At 72.1% G+C, this 14,906-nt stretch carries 15 protein-coding genes and 1 pseudogene; 7 read left to right on the plus strand and 9 right to left on the minus strand.

The features are described from left to right. Window positions 1–103: 103 nt before the first annotated feature. Window positions 104–919 (plus strand): annotated as a pseudogene (locus AB0I53_RS21260) (winged helix DNA-binding domain-containing protein); the annotation flags it as partial. 58 nt (window positions 920–977) lie between these two features. Here the strand turns inward: AB0I53_RS21260 and AB0I53_RS21265 are convergent. Further along, window positions 978–1,580 carry a TetR family transcriptional regulator gene (locus AB0I53_RS21265; RefSeq protein WP_358605440.1) on the minus strand — a complete coding sequence of 201 codons (603 nt, stop codon included), beginning with the start codon at window positions 1,578–1,580 and terminating at the stop codon, window positions 978–980. A 136-nt stretch (window positions 1,581–1,716) separates the two neighbouring features. Between AB0I53_RS21265 and AB0I53_RS21270 the strand changes: the two genes are divergently transcribed. Genes AB0I53_RS21270 through AB0I53_RS21280 form a run of 3 tightly spaced genes read left to right on the plus strand, consistent with a single transcriptional unit; the run spans window position 1,717 to window position 3,786 of the window. After that, on the plus strand, window positions 1,717–2,505 hold the full coding sequence (locus AB0I53_RS21270) for a class I SAM-dependent methyltransferase (RefSeq protein ID WP_358605443.1): 789 nt from the start codon (window positions 1,717–1,719) through the stop codon (window positions 2,503–2,505). A gap of 56 nt (window positions 2,506–2,561) precedes the next feature. Continuing rightward, complete coding sequence (locus AB0I53_RS21275) at window positions 2,562–3,386, plus strand: helix-turn-helix domain-containing protein (RefSeq protein ID WP_358605446.1); 825 nt, start codon at window positions 2,562–2,564, stop codon at window positions 3,384–3,386. Window positions 3,387–3,390: 4 nt separating this feature from the next. After that, on the plus strand, window positions 3,391–3,786 hold the full coding sequence (locus tag AB0I53_RS21280) for a VOC family protein (RefSeq protein ID WP_358605449.1): 396 nt from the start codon (window positions 3,391–3,393) through the stop codon (window positions 3,784–3,786). A gap of 63 nt (window positions 3,787–3,849) precedes the next feature. On the opposite strand, the gene AB0I53_RS21285 is transcribed toward AB0I53_RS21280, so the two are convergent. From AB0I53_RS21285 to AB0I53_RS21295, 3 genes are all read right to left on the minus strand, one after another. Then, window positions 3,850–5,001, minus strand: a complete 1,152-nt coding sequence (locus tag AB0I53_RS21285; protein ID WP_358605452.1) for an SPFH domain-containing protein — start codon at window positions 4,999–5,001, stop codon at window positions 3,850–3,852. Between the two features lie 16 nt (window positions 5,002–5,017). Then, a complete protein-coding gene (locus tag AB0I53_RS21290; protein WP_358605455.1) occupies window positions 5,018–5,449 on the minus strand; it encodes an NfeD family protein in 432 nt (143 codons plus the stop codon). Between the two features lie 86 nt (window positions 5,450–5,535). Beyond that, window positions 5,536–6,342 carry a DUF3097 domain-containing protein gene (locus AB0I53_RS21295; protein ID WP_358605458.1) on the minus strand — a complete coding sequence of 269 codons (807 nt, stop codon included), beginning with the start codon at window positions 6,340–6,342 and terminating at the stop codon, window positions 5,536–5,538. A gap of 141 nt (window positions 6,343–6,483) precedes the next feature. On the opposite strand from AB0I53_RS21295, the gene AB0I53_RS21300 reads away from it, so the two are divergent. Then, complete coding sequence (locus tag AB0I53_RS21300) at window positions 6,484–7,257, plus strand: hypothetical protein (protein WP_358605461.1); 774 nt, start codon at window positions 6,484–6,486, stop codon at window positions 7,255–7,257. Between the two features lie 65 nt (window positions 7,258–7,322). Here the strand turns inward: AB0I53_RS21300 and AB0I53_RS21305 are convergent, their stop codons facing one another. The 3 genes from AB0I53_RS21305 to fabG all read right to left on the minus strand — a co-directional run bounded on the left by AB0I53_RS21305 (window position 7,323) and on the right by fabG (window position 10,005). Beyond that, window positions 7,323–8,342, minus strand: coding sequence for a ferrochelatase (locus AB0I53_RS21305; RefSeq protein ID WP_358605463.1), 1,020 nt, complete (start codon window positions 8,340–8,342; stop codon window positions 7,323–7,325). Window positions 8,343–8,409: 67 nt separating this feature from the next. After that, entirely contained in the window at window positions 8,410–9,177 is a 768-nt protein-coding gene (fabI, locus tag AB0I53_RS21310) for an enoyl-ACP reductase FabI (protein WP_358605466.1), read from the minus strand. A gap of 123 nt (window positions 9,178–9,300) precedes the next feature. Further along, window positions 9,301–10,005 (minus strand): 3-oxoacyl-ACP reductase FabG, encoded by a 705-nt coding sequence (gene fabG, locus AB0I53_RS21315; RefSeq protein WP_358605469.1) that lies wholly within the window; start codon window positions 10,003–10,005, stop codon window positions 9,301–9,303. Between the two features lie 177 nt (window positions 10,006–10,182). Between fabG and AB0I53_RS21320 the strand changes: the two genes are divergently transcribed. Both AB0I53_RS21320 and trxA read left to right on the plus strand, forming a co-directional pair. Further along, window positions 10,183–13,035, plus strand: coding sequence for an FAD-linked oxidase C-terminal domain-containing protein (locus AB0I53_RS21320; protein ID WP_358605472.1), 2,853 nt, complete (start codon window positions 10,183–10,185; stop codon window positions 13,033–13,035). A gap of 96 nt (window positions 13,036–13,131) precedes the next feature. Next, on the plus strand, window positions 13,132–13,485 hold the full coding sequence (gene trxA / locus AB0I53_RS21325) for a thioredoxin (protein ID WP_358605475.1): 354 nt from the start codon (window positions 13,132–13,134) through the stop codon (window positions 13,483–13,485). 62 nt (window positions 13,486–13,547) lie between these two features. Here trxA and AB0I53_RS21330 read toward each other — a convergent pair whose 3' ends face one another. Both AB0I53_RS21330 and AB0I53_RS21335 read right to left on the minus strand, forming a co-directional pair. Continuing rightward, a complete protein-coding gene (locus AB0I53_RS21330; RefSeq protein ID WP_358605478.1) occupies window positions 13,548–14,270 on the minus strand; it encodes an MgtC/SapB family protein in 723 nt (240 codons plus the stop codon). Window positions 14,271–14,307: 37 nt separating this feature from the next. Then, the gene (locus AB0I53_RS21335; protein WP_358605481.1) at window positions 14,308–14,898 is read right to left on the minus strand and encodes a methyltransferase domain-containing protein; all 591 of its coding nucleotides are present in this window, start codon (window positions 14,896–14,898) and stop codon (window positions 14,308–14,310) included. Window positions 14,899–14,906 lie beyond the last annotated feature (8 nt).

The raw sequence follows: 14,906 nt of genomic DNA on the forward strand, positions 1-14,906 counted from the left end.
GGGAGGGGCTCCTCCCCCCCCGCCCTCTCACCACACCCCCACCGGGCCACGCCCCCCGCCCCCGCCGCCCCCCCGGGGGGGCGGGGCGGGGGCGCCCCCCCCCGACGCCATGCTGCGGCAACGGGTGCTCGGGACCTACCGCCGCGAGCTCGACGGAGTAGACCTCGGCGAGCTCGCGGCGGCAGGCCTGGCGGTGATGGCCGACGACGAGCCGCGCTCGATGAGCGAGCTCGCGCGGGTGCTCGCCGAGCGCTGGCCGACGCCGGGACTGCGGGCGCTGGGCGAAATGCTGCTCGCCGCGCTCATCCCGGTGGCGCAGCTGCCGCCGCGCGGGGTCTGGAGGACGAAAGCAGGAGTGCGCAATGCGCTGCTTTCCTCCTGGCTGGGGCGCGAGATCGATCCCCTGTCCCCGGACGGCTCCGATCCGGTGGGCCAGGCGCTGGTGCGGCGCTACCTGGCCGCGTTCGGCCCCGCATCATCGACGGACCTGCGCGCCTGGTGCGGCCTCGCCGGACTGCCGGCGGCGGTGGCCGCGATGCGCGAGGAGCTGGTGTCCTTCCGCGACGAGCGAGGCCGGGAACTGCTGGATCTTCCCGACGCGCCGCGCCCCGACCCCGGCACACCGGCCCCGGTGCGGTTCCTGCCTGCGTTCGACAACGCGATCCTCGGCTACCACGACCGCAGCCGGATCATCGACGACGCCCACCGCGGCCTGTCGGTCACCGGCGCCCGCGTCGTCCTGGTCGACGGCCGGGTCGCCGCAACCTGGAACGTCGAGGCCGACACCGTGATCGTCACCCCGCTGCGTCGCTTTTCCCGAGCCGACCGCACCGCCGTCGCCGAGCACGGGCAGGAACTGGCGTCGTTCCTCTCCGACAACGACAGCGATCGCGTTCAGATCACCGCCGCTCCGCAATAGGCCGGATCGGTCGGCATCCACTGTGGAGTGCTCGGGCGTTCGTGAGGGCCGAGCCGGTTCAGAGCAGTCGTCGTTGCACAGCATCGGCGATCACCGTGGCCACCACCTTGTCGACCGCTCCGGCATCCGGCGGGGCGCCCTCCCGGCCGGCGAACAGCAGGTGCCCGGCCCCTATCAGCGAGAGCGAGAGGGAGTCGACGTCCGCGTCGGCCGCGATGCGGCCCAGTTCGCGCTCGTCGGCGAGGTACGACGCGATCATCGCGCCGGCCTCCGCCAGGACCGGGAAGCCATGGGCGGGCCCGGTTCGGCGGAGCCGGACCCGCAGCTCGTCCCGGAAGATCACGAGACTCACGATCGCCACCGCGATGGAATCGAACAGGTCCGCCAGCGCGCCGGCGAGGTTGCCGGCGACGGTGCCGGTCCCGGCGGAGGCGCGCAGGGCGGCGGCCTGGTCCTCGACCCGGGCGATGCGATCTTGCACGAGCTCGACGAGGAAGGCGTCGAAGTCGGCGAAGTGCCGATGCAGGACGCCCTTGGCGCAGCCAGCCTCGACGGTGACCGCCCTGCTGGTCAGCGCGCTGGCTCCGTCTCGCAGCAGGACACGCTCGGCGGCGTCGAACAACTGCTGCCGCGCGTCACGAATGTGCACCCCGGTCGGCACCGCGCATTCCTCCGTACCTCGATGATCCCCACCCGGTTTGCACTAGTGGGCATGCGCCCACTAATGTGGGCACATGCCCACTATACCGCCCGAGCAACCACAGCCTTCCCGCCTCGAGTCGCATCGAGCCCGCAAGATGGCGGAGTCGTTCGGCGTGGACCCCGAGCGCTACGACCAGGCTCGGCCGCGCTACCCCGACGCCCTGGTGGAGCGGATCGTCGCCGCCAGCCCCGGTTCCGACGTCCTCGACGTCGGCTGCGGCACCGGCATCGAGGCCCGGCAGTTCCAGGCGGCCGGCTGCACGGTGCTCGGCGTCGACCCCGACGCGCGGATGGCCGAGTTCGCGCGTCGAACCGGGGTCGAGGTCGAGGTGGCGACCTTCGAAGCGTGGGAACCCACCGGCCGAGCGTTCGACGCGGTCGTCGCCGGCCAGGCCTGGCATTGGGTGGACCCGGTCGCGGGCGCGGCCAAGGCCGCGCAGGCGCTTCGGCCCGGCGGCCGGCTGGCGGTGTTCGGGCACGTGTTCGAGCCCCCACCTCCCGTGGCGGAGGCCTACGCCGCGGCGTTCCGGCGGATGGCGCCGGACTCGCCCATGAACCTCCGGCCGGCGGGCGATGCCCAATCGGCCAGGCCTGCCCTGGACGGCTACCAGGCGATGTTCGCCAAGGCCGCCGACGGGATCCGGCGGGCGGGCGAGTTCAGCGAACCGGAGCAGTGGCGGTTCGACTGGGAGCAGCCCTACACCCGCGAGGAATGGCTGAACCTGCTGCCCACCACCGGCGGCCTCACCCAATTCCCGCCGGACGAGCTGGCGGAGGTGCTGAACGCCGTCGGGGCCGCCATCGACGAGATCGGGGGCGGATTCACGATGCGCTACACCACGTTGGCGGCCACCGCGGCGCGAACCGGTGCTGCCCGCGAGTAGCCCTAGACAGCCGGATCTCGCCGCGGGCGTCAGACCCGCCGTCTAATCTTCGTCACGTGGCTGAGACGCAGTACGTCAAGGCGACGCCGCCGCCCCACCTGCGACCGCTGATCACGGACATCGCGGGATACCGCATCCGCTCCGCGCCCGGTGTGCACCGCGGCCTGCCGTCGCGGACCCTGACCGTGATCCTCACGCTGGACGAGACGGTCGACATCGCCCCGGAATCGGGGCCTCCGCAGTCCTACACCTCCCTCGTCGGCGGACTGCACAGCAAGCCGACCCGCGTCGCTCACGGCGAACTGCAGCACGGCATCCAGCTCGGCCTGACCCCGTTGGGCGCCCGCGCCCTGCTGGGCCTGCCCGCCGGGGAACTCGTCGACACCGGCGTGGACCTCACCGCCCTGCTGGGCCCGGCCGCCACCGAACTCGTCGAGCGGCTGCGTTCCGCGACCACCTGGGCCGATCGCTTCGCCCACCTCAACGAGGCTCTCGCCCGGTTCGCGGCCCCGGCCGCCATCCCCTCCCCCGAGCTCGACTGGATCTGGCGGCGGATGACCGAGACCAACGGGCACGTTCCCGTCGCGTCCCTGGCCGCCGACGTCGGCTGGAGCCGCCAGCACCTCGGCTCGCGGTTCCGCCGCGAGTTCGGCCCGCCGCCAAAGCTGATCAGCCGGGTGATGCGCCTCGAGCAGGCGCGCGGCCGGTTGATCACCGGGATTCGCGGCAGCCTCGCCGACGTCGCCGCCGACTGCGGCTACGCCGACCAGGCCCACTTCAACCGGGACTGGCTGGAGTTCACCGGCGTGCCGCCATCGCGGTGGATGGCCGAGGAGCTTCCATTCATCCAAGGCGCGACGCACCTCGCCGACGCATCCTGAGGCCATGACGACGAATGCGACGCGAACCGGAATTTGGCCGCTGATCCCCTACACCGACAAGAAGGCCGGCATCCGCTTCCTGGTCGAGGCCTTCGGCTTCGAGGAAACCCTGATCGTGCCCGGCGACGACGGCGAGATCGTGCACGTGGAACTCGGCTGGCCGCACGGCGGCGGCATCATGTTCGGCACCTGCGACCCGGCGAGCCCGTTCGCCAAGCCGCGCGGCTCGGGCACCGCCTACGTGGTCACCGACGATCCCGACGCGCTGTTCGAACGCGCCGTCGCCGCCGGGGCTGAGGTCGTCCTCAAACCGTCCGATCAGGACTACGGCTCCCGGGACTTCGTCGTCCGCGACCCGGAAGGCAACACCTGGAGCTTCGGGACCTACGCGGGCAGCTGACGGCAGGAGAACGGGAAGGGCTCGGCGGGACCGAAGTCCCGCCGAGCCCTTCCCGATTCCAGCTCAGCCCTGCTGGTCCGGCGACTCCGGCAGCACGCGGGTGCCGAGGTCCGTCGCGCTGGGCACCTCCTTGCGGGCCACCGCCTCGGCCGCCCGGACCGCCTCCGCGACCTCCGGCGTGGTCGAGGTGTCGAACCAGGACTTGACCGAGTCCTCCTCCTCTTCCGGCACGCTGGCCGGCGGCTCCTCCTTCGGCGGCTCGTAGCGGAACACGCCGTCGTCGCCCGGGGCGCCGAGCATCCGCGCGAAGCCTTCCAGGGACTTGCCGAACTCGCTGGGCACCACCCACACCTTGTTCGCGTCGCCCTGCGCCATCTGCGGCAGCGTCTGCAGGTACTGGTAGGCCAGCAGCTCCGGCGTCGGCTTGCCGCGCTTGACCGCCGCGAAAACCTTCTCGATCGCCTTCGCCTGGCCCTGCGCCTGCAGGTACCGGCTGGCCCGCTCACCCTGCGCCCGCAGGATGCTGGACTGCCGGTCGGCCTCGGCGGCCAGGATCGCCGCCTGCTTCTGGCCCTCGGCCGCGAGGATCGAGGCCTGCTTCTGGCCCTCGGCGGTCTTGATCGCCGACTCCCGCGCGCCCTCGGCGTTGAGGATCATCGCGCGCTTCTCCCGGTCGGCGCGCATCTGCTTCTCCATCGAGTCCTGGATGGACGGCGGCGGATCGATCGCCTTGAGCTCGACCCGCGCGACCCGGATGCCCCAGCGTCCGGTCTCCTGGTCCAGCACGCCGCGCAGCTGCGTGTTGATCGCGTCCCGCGAGGTCAGCGTCTCCTCCAGGCTCATCGCGCCGACCACGTTGCGCAGCGTCGTGGTCGTCAGCTGCTCCACCGCGATGATGTAGTTGGAGATCTCGTACACCGCGGAGCGCGAGTCGGTGACCTGGAAGTACACCACGGTGTCGATGGACACCGTCAGGTTGTCCTGGGTGATCACCGGCTGCGGCGGGAACGAGACGACCTGCTCGCGCAGGTCTATCCGGGCCCGCACCCGGTCGAAGAACGGCACCAGGAAGTTCAGCCCCGGCTCGGCCACCGACCGGAACCTCCCGAGCCGTTCGATCACCGCCGACTGGGCCTGCGGCACCACCATCACCGACTTGACGGCGATGATCAGCACCAGCAGCACCACGACCACTAGCACGATCAGTCCGGTCATGCGTACATCAATCTCCTCACGGCTCGGCCCACACGACGGCGGTCGCGCCCGCGATCTCCATCACGGTGACCGTCTGGCCCGCCTCGATAGCCTGGGTTTCGTCGAACGCCCGCGCCGACCACAGCGCCCCCTCGATGCGCACCTGCCCACCATGCGCGTCCACAGTGGATTCCACCAGCGCGTGCTTGCCGACCAGGGCGTCCACATTGGTCTTGAGCTCGTGGGGCAGTCGCAACCGGCGCTTCAACGCGGGCCGCGCGAGGAAGATCAACCCCAGTCCCAGCACCGCGAACACCACCGCGTCCACCGGTAGCGGCGCGCCCAGCGCCGAAGCGCCCGCGGCGCCCAGCGCCGCGGCCCCGAGCATCACCAGGACGAATTCCCCGGAAAGCAGCTCGGCACCGATCATCAGCACCCCGGCGATGAGCCAAAGCAGCGCGGGCGTCATGTCACCCATGGTGACAGACACCGCGAGGGGGGAAGGGACGAATTGCCCGACGTGATCAACGCGTGATGTCGTCGGCCACGCTCGGCTCAGCTCGGCTCGGTGACGAAGTCGATGAGCCGCTCGACCGCGTTCAGCAGCGGGGTCTCGACGTCGCGGAAGCTCGACACCGACGACAGGACCCGCCGCCAGCCGTCGGCCGGTTCGCCCCAGCCCAGCTCGGCGCAGACGCCCTGCTTCCAGTCCGTCCCGCGCGGCACCCGCGGCCAGCCGGGGATGCCCAGCACCTGCGGCTTGACCGCCTCCCAGATGTCGACGAACGGGTGACCGGTGATCAGCACGTCCGGGTCGTCGATGCCCTCGACGAGGCGGGACTCCTTGCTGCCGGCCACCAGGTGGTCCACCAGCACGCCGACCCGCCGACCCGGCTCGGGCGTGAACTCCGCCAGCAGCCCGGGCAGGTCGTCGACGCCGTGCAGCGGCTCCACGACCACGCCCTCCACCCGCAGGTCGTGGCCCCAGATCCGCTCGACGAGCTCGGCGTCGTGCCGGCCCTCCACCCAGATCCGGCTGCCGCGCGCGGTGCGCGCCCGCAAGCCTTCGACCCGCACCGACCCGGACGCCGACCGCGCCGGTTTCGCCGCGGCGCCGCCGCGCACCGGCACCAGCGTCGCCGGCTTGCCCTCGAACAGGAACGCGGCCGGCCGCAGCGGGAACACCCGCTGCTTGCCGTGCCGGTCTTCCAGCACGACGGTGTCCTTCTCCACCCGCAGCACCGCGCCGCAGAACCCGCTGGCCGGGTCTTCGACCACCAGGCCGGGTTCGGCGGGGATCTCGGGCACCTTCCGCCGCCGCGGGCCCGCGAGGATGTCCTTGCCGTAGTTGACCGAACGCACGGGGCGTCACGTTAATCCGATCGGGGACAACGTGGGCGGCGGCGCGCCGCCGCCGCGCAGATCACAGTGGCGAGCCCCCGGGACGACACGACGCGGATCCGGTCCGTACCCTCTCTCGACGTGCCTTGCCCAAGCGCCACGATGGTTGTCTGGACGTCCGCCTGGCTGCACGGTGCAGCCGCCTCGGACGACTTGCTCGATGCCCTGCAGACCTGGGCCGAATCGCAGGAAGTGGTTGCCGCCGACGCGGATCTCGCCGCGCGGCTGGAACTCCCCGGCCCGCAGGAGGTCCCGGCCGGTCCGGCGCTGCTGCTGGCCGCGCTGCGCAGAGCCGGGGCCGGCGACGGCCAGCTGGTGCTGCCGGTGCCCGGCGACGCCCGCGGTCTTGGCGGCGCGAGCCCGTTCGCGAAGCTGGCCATGCGCGTCGGCGAGGCCGTCGTGCTGCCGCAGGCCGGGATCGGGCTGGTCCCCCAGACCATCGCCGAGGGGATCCTGCGCTGGACGGTGTTCGGCATCGGGGATCTGCCGCCAGCCGAGCACCTGCCGATCGGCGAGGCCGAGCACGGCATGGCCTCGGCGATGCGGGAGGCCGCCAGCGCGCTGATCGACCTCGGCGTCGCCAAGCACCGCCCCGGGGTGCGCGAGGAGATCGCCGAGACCGTCGCGTCCCGCCCGGCACCGTCGTGGCCCGAGGGCGTGCCGCAGCGCACCTTGCGCATCCTGCAACGAGCCACCGAGGTGGAGGCGATCCTGTGGGTCGCCACCGACGACGCTCCCGGCGGCGCCATGTCCGCCTCGGCGATCCGCGGCCGCACGGAGGCGCTGCGCCCGCTGTTCGACGCGGTCCGAGCTGCCCGCCGCGCGTCGGTCGCCGAAATGGTCCGCGTCCTCGCCGACCACGCGGACCACTCCTGAACCGAGCATTGAGGGGCACCTTCGCCTGAAGGTGCCCCTCATGAGGCAGGTCGCCGGAACGCGCGTCAGCAGCCTGGGGCGCAGGGCTCTCCGTTAGCGGTGGAGCCCGCCGCGGGCAGCGAGGAGAGCTTGCGGGGTTCGGCGCCGTCGGTGTGCTCCGCGATCAGCTCGACGATCAGCTTCGCGAAGCGCGGGTCAGTGCCGGCCGTCGCCGCGCGGGCGAAGCCCATGCCCAGCTCGGCGGCCTTCTCCTCGGCCTCGTTGTCCAGGTCCCAGATCACCTCGAGGTGGTCGGAGACGAAGCCGATCGGGCTGACCACCACCGCCTGGACGCCCTTGGCGTGCAGGTCGTCGATGTGGTCGCAGATGTCCGGCTCCAGCCACGGCACCTGCGGCGGGCCCGACCGCGACTGCCACACCACGTCGTAGGCGTCCACCCCGACCGCCTCGGCGACCAGCCGCGACGCCTCGGCGACCTGGCGGGAGTACCACTGCGGGCGGCCGTCCGGCCCATCCTGCGCGTCGGCCTTCAGCGGGATCGAGTGCGCGGTGAACACCAGCCGCGCCTGCTCGCGCTGCGCCGGGTCCAGCTCGGCGAACGCGCGGCGCACCGCGTCGGCGTTGGCCTCGATGAACAGCGGGTGGTCGAAGAACTGCCGAAGCTTCACCAGTTCCGGCGCCCGGTCGCCGACCGCAGCGCGGGCCCGCGCGATGTCCTCGTGGTACTGCTTGCAACCCGAGTAACCGCCCCACGCGGACGTGGCGAACACCAGCGCGCGGCGCACCCCGTCGTCGGCCATCTTCGCGACCGCGTCCTCGGCCATCGGATGCCAGTTGCGGTTGCCGAAGTACACCGGCAGCTCCCGGCCCTGCTCGGCGAGCTCGGCCTCCAGCGCGGACATGATGTCCTTGTTGAGCCGGTTGATCGGCGACACCCCGCCGAAGTGGTGGTAGTGCTCGGCGACCTCGTCGAGGCGTTCCGGCGGCACTCCCCTGCCTCTGGTCACGTTCTCCAGGAACGGCCGGACCTCATCCGGGCCTTCGGGCCCACCGAACGACAGGAACAGCAACGCATCAAAGCTCACCCGACCATGATGCCGCCGCGCGGCGAGCGCCCGCAGCCGGGGGCACCGGCTGCGGGCCGCGAACGCCTCAGATACCGAGGGCGTGCACGCCGCCGTCGACCATGATCATCGAGCCGGTGGTCGCGGGCAGCCAGTCCGACAGCACCGCGCACACCGACTTGGCCACCGGCGTCGGGTCGTTGACGTCCCAGCCCAGCGGGGCGCGGTCGCCCCAGCCGGCCTCCAGGTCGGCGAAGCCCGGGATCGACTTGGCCGCCATCGTCCGCACCGGGCCGGCCGACACCAGGTTGACCCGGACGCCCTTCGGCCCCAGCTCGCGCGCCAGGTAGCGGGAGGTCGACTCGAGCGCGGCCTTGGCCACACCCATCCAGTCGTAGGCGGGCCAGGCGACGCGGGCGTCGAAGTCCATGCCGACGATCGAGGCACCCTCGCCCAGCAGCGGCAGCGCGGCGGTGCTCAGCGACTTGAACGAGTACGCCGAGACCTCCAGCGCGGTCGAGACGTCCGACCACGGCGCGGCCAGGAAGTCCCCGCCCAGGCAGGAGGCCGGGGCGAAGCCGATGGAGTGCAGGACGCCGTCGAGCCCGTCGACGTGCTCGCGCACCCGGTCGGCGAGGCTGTCGAGGTGTTCGGAGTTGGTCACGTCCAGCTCCAGCACCGGCGCGGGCTTGGGCAGCCGGCCCGCGATGCGCTGCACCAGGCTCATCCGGCCGAACCCGGTGAGCACCACCTCGGCGCCCTGCTCCTGGGCTACCTTGGCCGCGTGGAACGCGATCGACGCGTCGGTGATCACACCGGTGACCAGAATCCGCTTGCCTTCGAGCAATCCGCTCACGTGTTTCCTCCGCAATGCTTTCGTGAGGCGCCTGGGCACCAGCGACTACCGCCGCGCGCCGGGCGCGAAAAGACCGAATCGTCCACTGTGTCCGTCCACAGTGCTAGATCATCGGGAACGGACTCAGTGGCCCATCCCGAGGCCGCCGTCGACCGGGATCACCGCGCCGGTGATGTAGGCCGCGGCGTCGGAGGCCAGCCACTCCACGGTGCCCGCGACCTCCTCGGCGGCGGCGAACCGGGCCAGCGGGATCTGGCCGAAGATCTCCTTCTTCCGCTCCTCGGACAGCGCGTCGGTCATGTCCGTGGTGACGAAGCCGGGCGCCACCACGTTGGCCGTGATGCTGCGCGAACCGAGCTCGCGGGCGATCGAGCGGGCCAGGCCCACCAGGCCCGCCTTGCTCGCCGCGTAGTTGGCCTGCCCGGCCCCGCCGGAGAGCCCGACCACCGACGAGATGAAGATCATCCGGCCCCGGCGGAGGCGCAGCATGCTGCTCGCCGCCCGCTTGGCCACCCGGTAGGAACCGGCCAGGTTGGCGTCGATGACCCGGCTGAACTGGTCCTCGCTCATCCGCAGCAGCAGCGTGTCGTCGGTGATGCCCGCGTTGGCCACCAGCACCTCGACCCGGCCGTGCGCGGCTTCGACCTCGTCGAAGGCAGCGGCCACCTGATCCGGGTCGGTGACGTCGCACTGGACGCCGAACAGCCCCTCCGGGGCGCCCGATCCGCGGTGCGTGACCGCGACCTTGTCCCCGGCGGCCTGGAAGGCTTTCGCGATAGCCAACCCGATGCCGCGGTTACCGCCGGTCACCAGAACGGACCGTGCCACTGTGGATCTCCCCTCGAACAATGCCGCAAGATTCGTTTCAGCCGCGACATTATCCGTTGGCCGCCCACGACCGCCCATCGCCTCCATACAGAAAAAACTGCACCATGTCGTGGTCCCCCTACAGCGACGCGAGCAGGCACACTGCGCTAAAGGATCAGCAACCCGGGAGGCGCTTGCATGGCCACCTCGTCCGACGTCCTCGCCGCCGAACTGCGCGGCGAGCTCTCCGGCCCGGCTCGCTTCGACCCAGGCACCCGCGCGCTGTACTCCACAGATGCCTCCAACTACCGCCAAGTGCCGGTCGGCGTCGTGTTCCCTCGCACCGAGGACGACGTGGCCGCCGCGGTCGCCGTCGCCCGGCGGCACGGCGTGCCGGTCACCGGCCGCGGTGCGGGCACCAGCATCGCCGGGAACGCCGTGGGCCCCGGCCTGGTGCTCGACTTCTCCCGGCACCTCAACCAGATCCTGGACATCGACCCCGAGCGCGGGCTGGCCCGCGTGCAGCCGGGCGTCGTGCTGGATTCGCTGCGCGCGGCGGTCGCCGGTCACGGCCTGACCTTCGGGCCGGACCCGTCCACGCACAGCCGCTGCACGCTCGGCGGCATGATCGGCAACAACTCGTGCGGCACGCACTCGGTGGCCTGGGGCAAGACCGTCGACAACGTGCATTCGCTGGACGTGCTGCTCGCCGACGGCACCCGCCTGCAGATCGGCGAGACCACGCCGGCCGAGCTCGACCGGTTGTGCTCGCGCGGCGACCGGACCGGGCGGCTCTACCAGGAGCTCCGGGCGCTGCGCGATGACACCGGCGACCTCGTCCGGCGCTCGTTCCCGGACCTCACCCGGCGGGTGTCCGGCTACAACCTGGACCAGCTGCTGCCGGAGAACGGGTTCCACCTGGCCAGGGCGCTGGTCGGCACCGAGGGCAGTTGCGCCGTGGTGCTGGGCGCGACGGTCCAGCTGGTGTCCTCGCCGCCGGCCCGGGCCATGACGGTGCTCGGCTTCCCCGACACCTACGCCGCCGCCGACGAAGTGCCCCGGCTGCGCGGGCTCGACGCCCTGGCCATCGAGGGGCTCAGCGCGGAACTCGTCGACGTCGTGCGCCAGCGCAACCCCGGCTCCCCCGCGCTGCCTCTGCTGCCCGGTGGGCGCAGCTGGCTGTTGGTGGAATCCGGTGGCTCCGAGCCGGGCGAGGCCGAGGCGGCGGCGCGGCGCATCGCGGCGGCGATGGGCGAGCGCGCGGAGAGCGTGATCCACACCGCCCCGGCGCGGATGGCCGCGCTGTGGAAGATCCGCGAGGAAGGTTCCGGGTACTCGACGCGGATGGCCGGCTCCGAGCGGTGGTCCGGGTGGGAGGACGCCGCGGTGCCGCCCGAGCGGCTGGGCTCCTACCTGCGGGAATTCGACGCGCTGCTGGCCTCCTTCGGCCGCCGCGGGGTGACCTACGGCCACTACGGGGACGGCTGCATCCACGTCCGCATCGACTTCGACCTGCTGTCCTCGCCCGGCGCGACGGAGTACCGGACGTTCCTGGAGGCCGCCGCTGACCTGGTCGTCGCGCACGGCGGTTCGGTCTCCGGCGAGCACGGCGACGGCCGGGCGAGGTCGGCGCTGCTGGCCCGGATGTACCCGCCCGAGGTGATCAAGGCCTTCGAGCGGTTCAAGGCCGCCTTCGACCCGGACGACCTGCTCAACCCGGGGCAGATCGTGCGCCCGCGCCCGGTCGACGCCGACCTGCGGCTGCTGGTGGCCCCGCCTCGCCTGCCCAGCCGGACCGCGCTGGCGCTGCACGCCGACTCCGGCGATCTCGCCGCCGCGACCCGCCGCTGCGTCGGGATGGGCAAATGCCTGAACACCACGGGCGGGGTGATGTGCCCGAGCTACCGCGTGACCAGGGAGGAGAAGCACTCCACCCGTGGTAGGGCGCACCTGCTGTACGAGATGCTGGCCGGTCGCGTCGTCCGCGGCGGCTGGCGCTCGCCGGAGGTCCGCGACGCGCTCGACCTGTGCCTGTCGTGCAAGGGCTGCAAGTCGGATTGCCCGGTCGACGTCGACATGGCGACGTACAAGGCCGAGTTCCTGCACCACCACTTCCGGCACCGCATCCGCCCGGCCGCCCACTACTCGATGGGTTTCCTGCCGTTGTGGCTGGCCCTCGGCCACCGCGCGCCCCGGCTGGCCAACCGGGTGCTGTCCGGCCCGCTGGCCCCGGCGATCAAGCGGCTCGGCGGGATCGACGCGCGGCGCGAGGTGCCGCAGCTGGCCGCGCAGACACTACAGGCGTGGTGGTCCGGTCGGCGCACGATCGCCGATCCCACCACCCGCGTGGTGCTGTTCCCGGACACCTTCACCAACCACTTCGACCCGCACATCGGCCGGGACGCCGTCGCCGCGCTCGAAGCGCTGGGCCACGCCGTGGAAATGCCGCGCGAACCGGTCTGCTGTGGACTCACCTGGCATTCGACCGGGCAGCTCCGCACCGCCCGCGCGATGACCCGCCGCACCGCCCGCCGGCTGCGCCCGCAGCTGGACCGCGGCCTGCCGGTGGTCGGCCTCGAACCCAGCTGCACGGCGTTCCTCCGCAACGATGCGCTCGAACTCGCGCCGCACGACCCGGACGTCGCGGCACTGGCCGCCGCGACCAAGACCTTCGCCGAACAGGTCGAGCCGACCCGCGCGCGGTGGCAGCGGGAGCCCGGGCCGGAGGCGCTGGTGCAGGTCCACTGCCACCAGCACGCCGAGCTCGGCTTCACCGCCGATCAGGCCACATTGGACGCCACCGGAACCCGCGCGCGGGTGCTGGATTCCGGCTGCTGCGGCCTGGCGGGCAACTTCGGCTTCGAACGCGGCCACTACGACGTCTCGATCGCCTGCGCCGAACAGGTCCTGCTCCCGGCCGTGCGAGCGGCCGCCCCGAGCACCGAGATCGTCGCCGACGGCTTCAGCTGCCGGACCCAGCTCCGCCAGACCACCGACGCCGAACCCGTCCACCTCGCCACCCTCGTCGCCCGCGCCCTCGGCGCTTCGTGACCCGGGGTGGCGGATGCGACACCCCGGTCGGGGAATGCGCGGCCCGCTACGCCGCGTTGCCCCGGTACGCCCGCAACCGGTCAGAAGGGAAAGCACATGGCAACGGTCGAGCTGACCACCGAGAACTTCGACGAGGTCGTCTCCGGCAACGAGTTCGTGATCATCGACTTCTGGGCCGACTGGTGCGGCCCGTGCAAGATGTTCGCGCCGGTCTTCGAGCGCAGCGCCGATAAGCACGACGACATCGTCTTCGCCAAGGTGGACACCGAGGCCCAGCCGCAGCTCGCCGGGGCCTTCGAAGTCCGCTCCATCCCGACGCTGGCGATCGTCCGCGACAACGTCCTGGTCTTCCAGCAGCCCGGCGCCCTGCCGGAGAACGTCTTCGAAGACCTCATCCGCCAGGCCCGCGAACTGGACATGGAAGAAGTCCGCAACAGCGCGAAGGAATAGCACTCGTCGGACTCATCTCGCGCATGGGCCAAGCGGCTGCGCCGCTTCAAGTGCGCAAGTGACTAGAAGCCCGGTTCGAAGGCTTCCCCGACCGCAGTGTGCAGCACGCCCGGCAGCGCGCTGATCTCCTCGACCAGCGCCGCTGCCGGGACCTTCCCGCGCAGCCGCAGCGCGACCATCACCGTCCGCTGCCGCTCGTCGTCGGTGTCCTCGCGCTCCACTTCGAGATCCATCACCGTCCACCCGCGACTGGTGCACAGCGTCAGCACACTTCGCAGCACGCCGTACCCGTCGAGGTAGCCGACGCGCAGCACCTGCGGCTCCCGCAACGACTTGCGCATCAACCGCAACAGCCGCGGATAGCCGATCGCCACGAGGAAGTGCACCGCCGTCGCCGCCGCGGCCAGCAGCACCAGGCCGCTGCCGCAGGCCATGCCGATCGCGGCGACCAGCCACACCGTGGCCGCGGTCGTCAGGCCGCGCACCGCGTCCCGGCGCACGAAGATCAACCCGCCGCCGATGAAACCGATGCCCGAGACGACCTGCGCCGCCACCCGCGACGGGTCGAACGAGACCCTGTCGAACTCCAGCAGATCACCGAAGCCGTACTTGGACACCAGCACGAACAGCGCCGCCCCGACACCGACCAGGGCGTGCGTGCGCAGCCCGGCGCTCTTGGCCCGGATCTCCCGCTCCAGCCCGACCAGGCTGGACAGCAGCAGCGCAGTGCCCAACTCGACGAGCAGCGGAACCTCGCCCAACCCGGCTACTACCGCACCAGACATCCCTGGAACGTAACGCACCGCCGCCGCTCGGTCACGATCAGCTCGCCCGCCGCGGCCGCCGGGCCAGGTAGGCCACCGCGGGCGGCAGGTTGCGCCAGACCGTCCGGCTGATCACCGTCTCCTCGAACTCGGCCCGCAGGTCCGCGAGCTGCCGCCGAGCCGGCGGGGCCCACCGCGTCCAGGTGTAGGCGAACTGCGTGTAAGCGCCGCCGGGCGCCAGCGACTCGGCGACCAGCCGGATCAGCGGCACACCGGCCACCGGCGCGTGCGCCACCCACGGCAGCCCGCTGACCACGACATCAGCCCGCAGGCCACGCTCCCGCAGCAACTCCGGCAACTCCCGGGCGTTCGCGCACACCGACTCCACCGCCGGGAACCGCTCCCCCAGCTCCGCCGCCCACCGCGGGTTGAGCTCCAGCGCCAGGTGCCGCCCGCGGCCGCCGAGCCGACGCTGGATCGCCTCGGTGAACGCGCCGGTCCCCGGACCCAGCTCGACCACGACCGGGTCGCCCGCCTGCGGGACCGGAGCGACCATCTGCTCGGCCAACGAGCGCGAGCTGGGGCCGACCGCAGCGGTCGTGGTCGGCGATTTGACGAACTCCCACAGAAAACCCGCTGCCTGGCCCACCGGCGCTC

This window comes from Saccharopolyspora sp. NPDC050389 (assembly GCF_040655595.1).
GTDB lineage: Bacteria > Actinomycetota > Actinomycetes > Mycobacteriales > Pseudonocardiaceae > Saccharopolyspora.

What these genes read in the sequence shown, in the direction of transcription:
- AB0I53_RS21270 (WP_358605443.1), top strand. Translation starts at nt 1,717, where the DNA reads ATGGCGGAGTCGTTCGGCGTGGACCCCGAGCGCTACGACCAGGCTCGG.
- AB0I53_RS21280 (WP_358605449.1), top strand. Translation starts at nt 3,391, where the DNA reads ATGACGACGAATGCGACGCGAACCGGAATTTGGCCGCTGATCCCCTAC.
- AB0I53_RS21285 (WP_358605452.1), bottom strand. Translation starts at nt 5,001, where the DNA reads ATGACCGGACTGATCGTGCTAGTGGTCGTGGTGCTGCTGGTGCTGATC.
- AB0I53_RS21290 (WP_358605455.1), bottom strand. Translation starts at nt 5,449, where the DNA reads ATGACGCCCGCGCTGCTTTGGCTCATCGCCGGGGTGCTGATGATCGGT.
- AB0I53_RS21300 (WP_358605461.1), top strand. Translation starts at nt 6,484, where the DNA reads ATGGTTGTCTGGACGTCCGCCTGGCTGCACGGTGCAGCCGCCTCGGAC.
- AB0I53_RS21320 (WP_358605472.1), top strand. Translation starts at nt 10,183, where the DNA reads ATGGCCACCTCGTCCGACGTCCTCGCCGCCGAACTGCGCGGCGAGCTC.
- trxA (WP_358605475.1), top strand. Translation starts at nt 13,132, where the DNA reads ATGGCAACGGTCGAGCTGACCACCGAGAACTTCGACGAGGTCGTCTCC.
- AB0I53_RS21330 (WP_358605478.1), bottom strand. Translation starts at nt 14,270, where the DNA reads ATGTCTGGTGCGGTAGTAGCCGGGTTGGGCGAGGTTCCGCTGCTCGTC.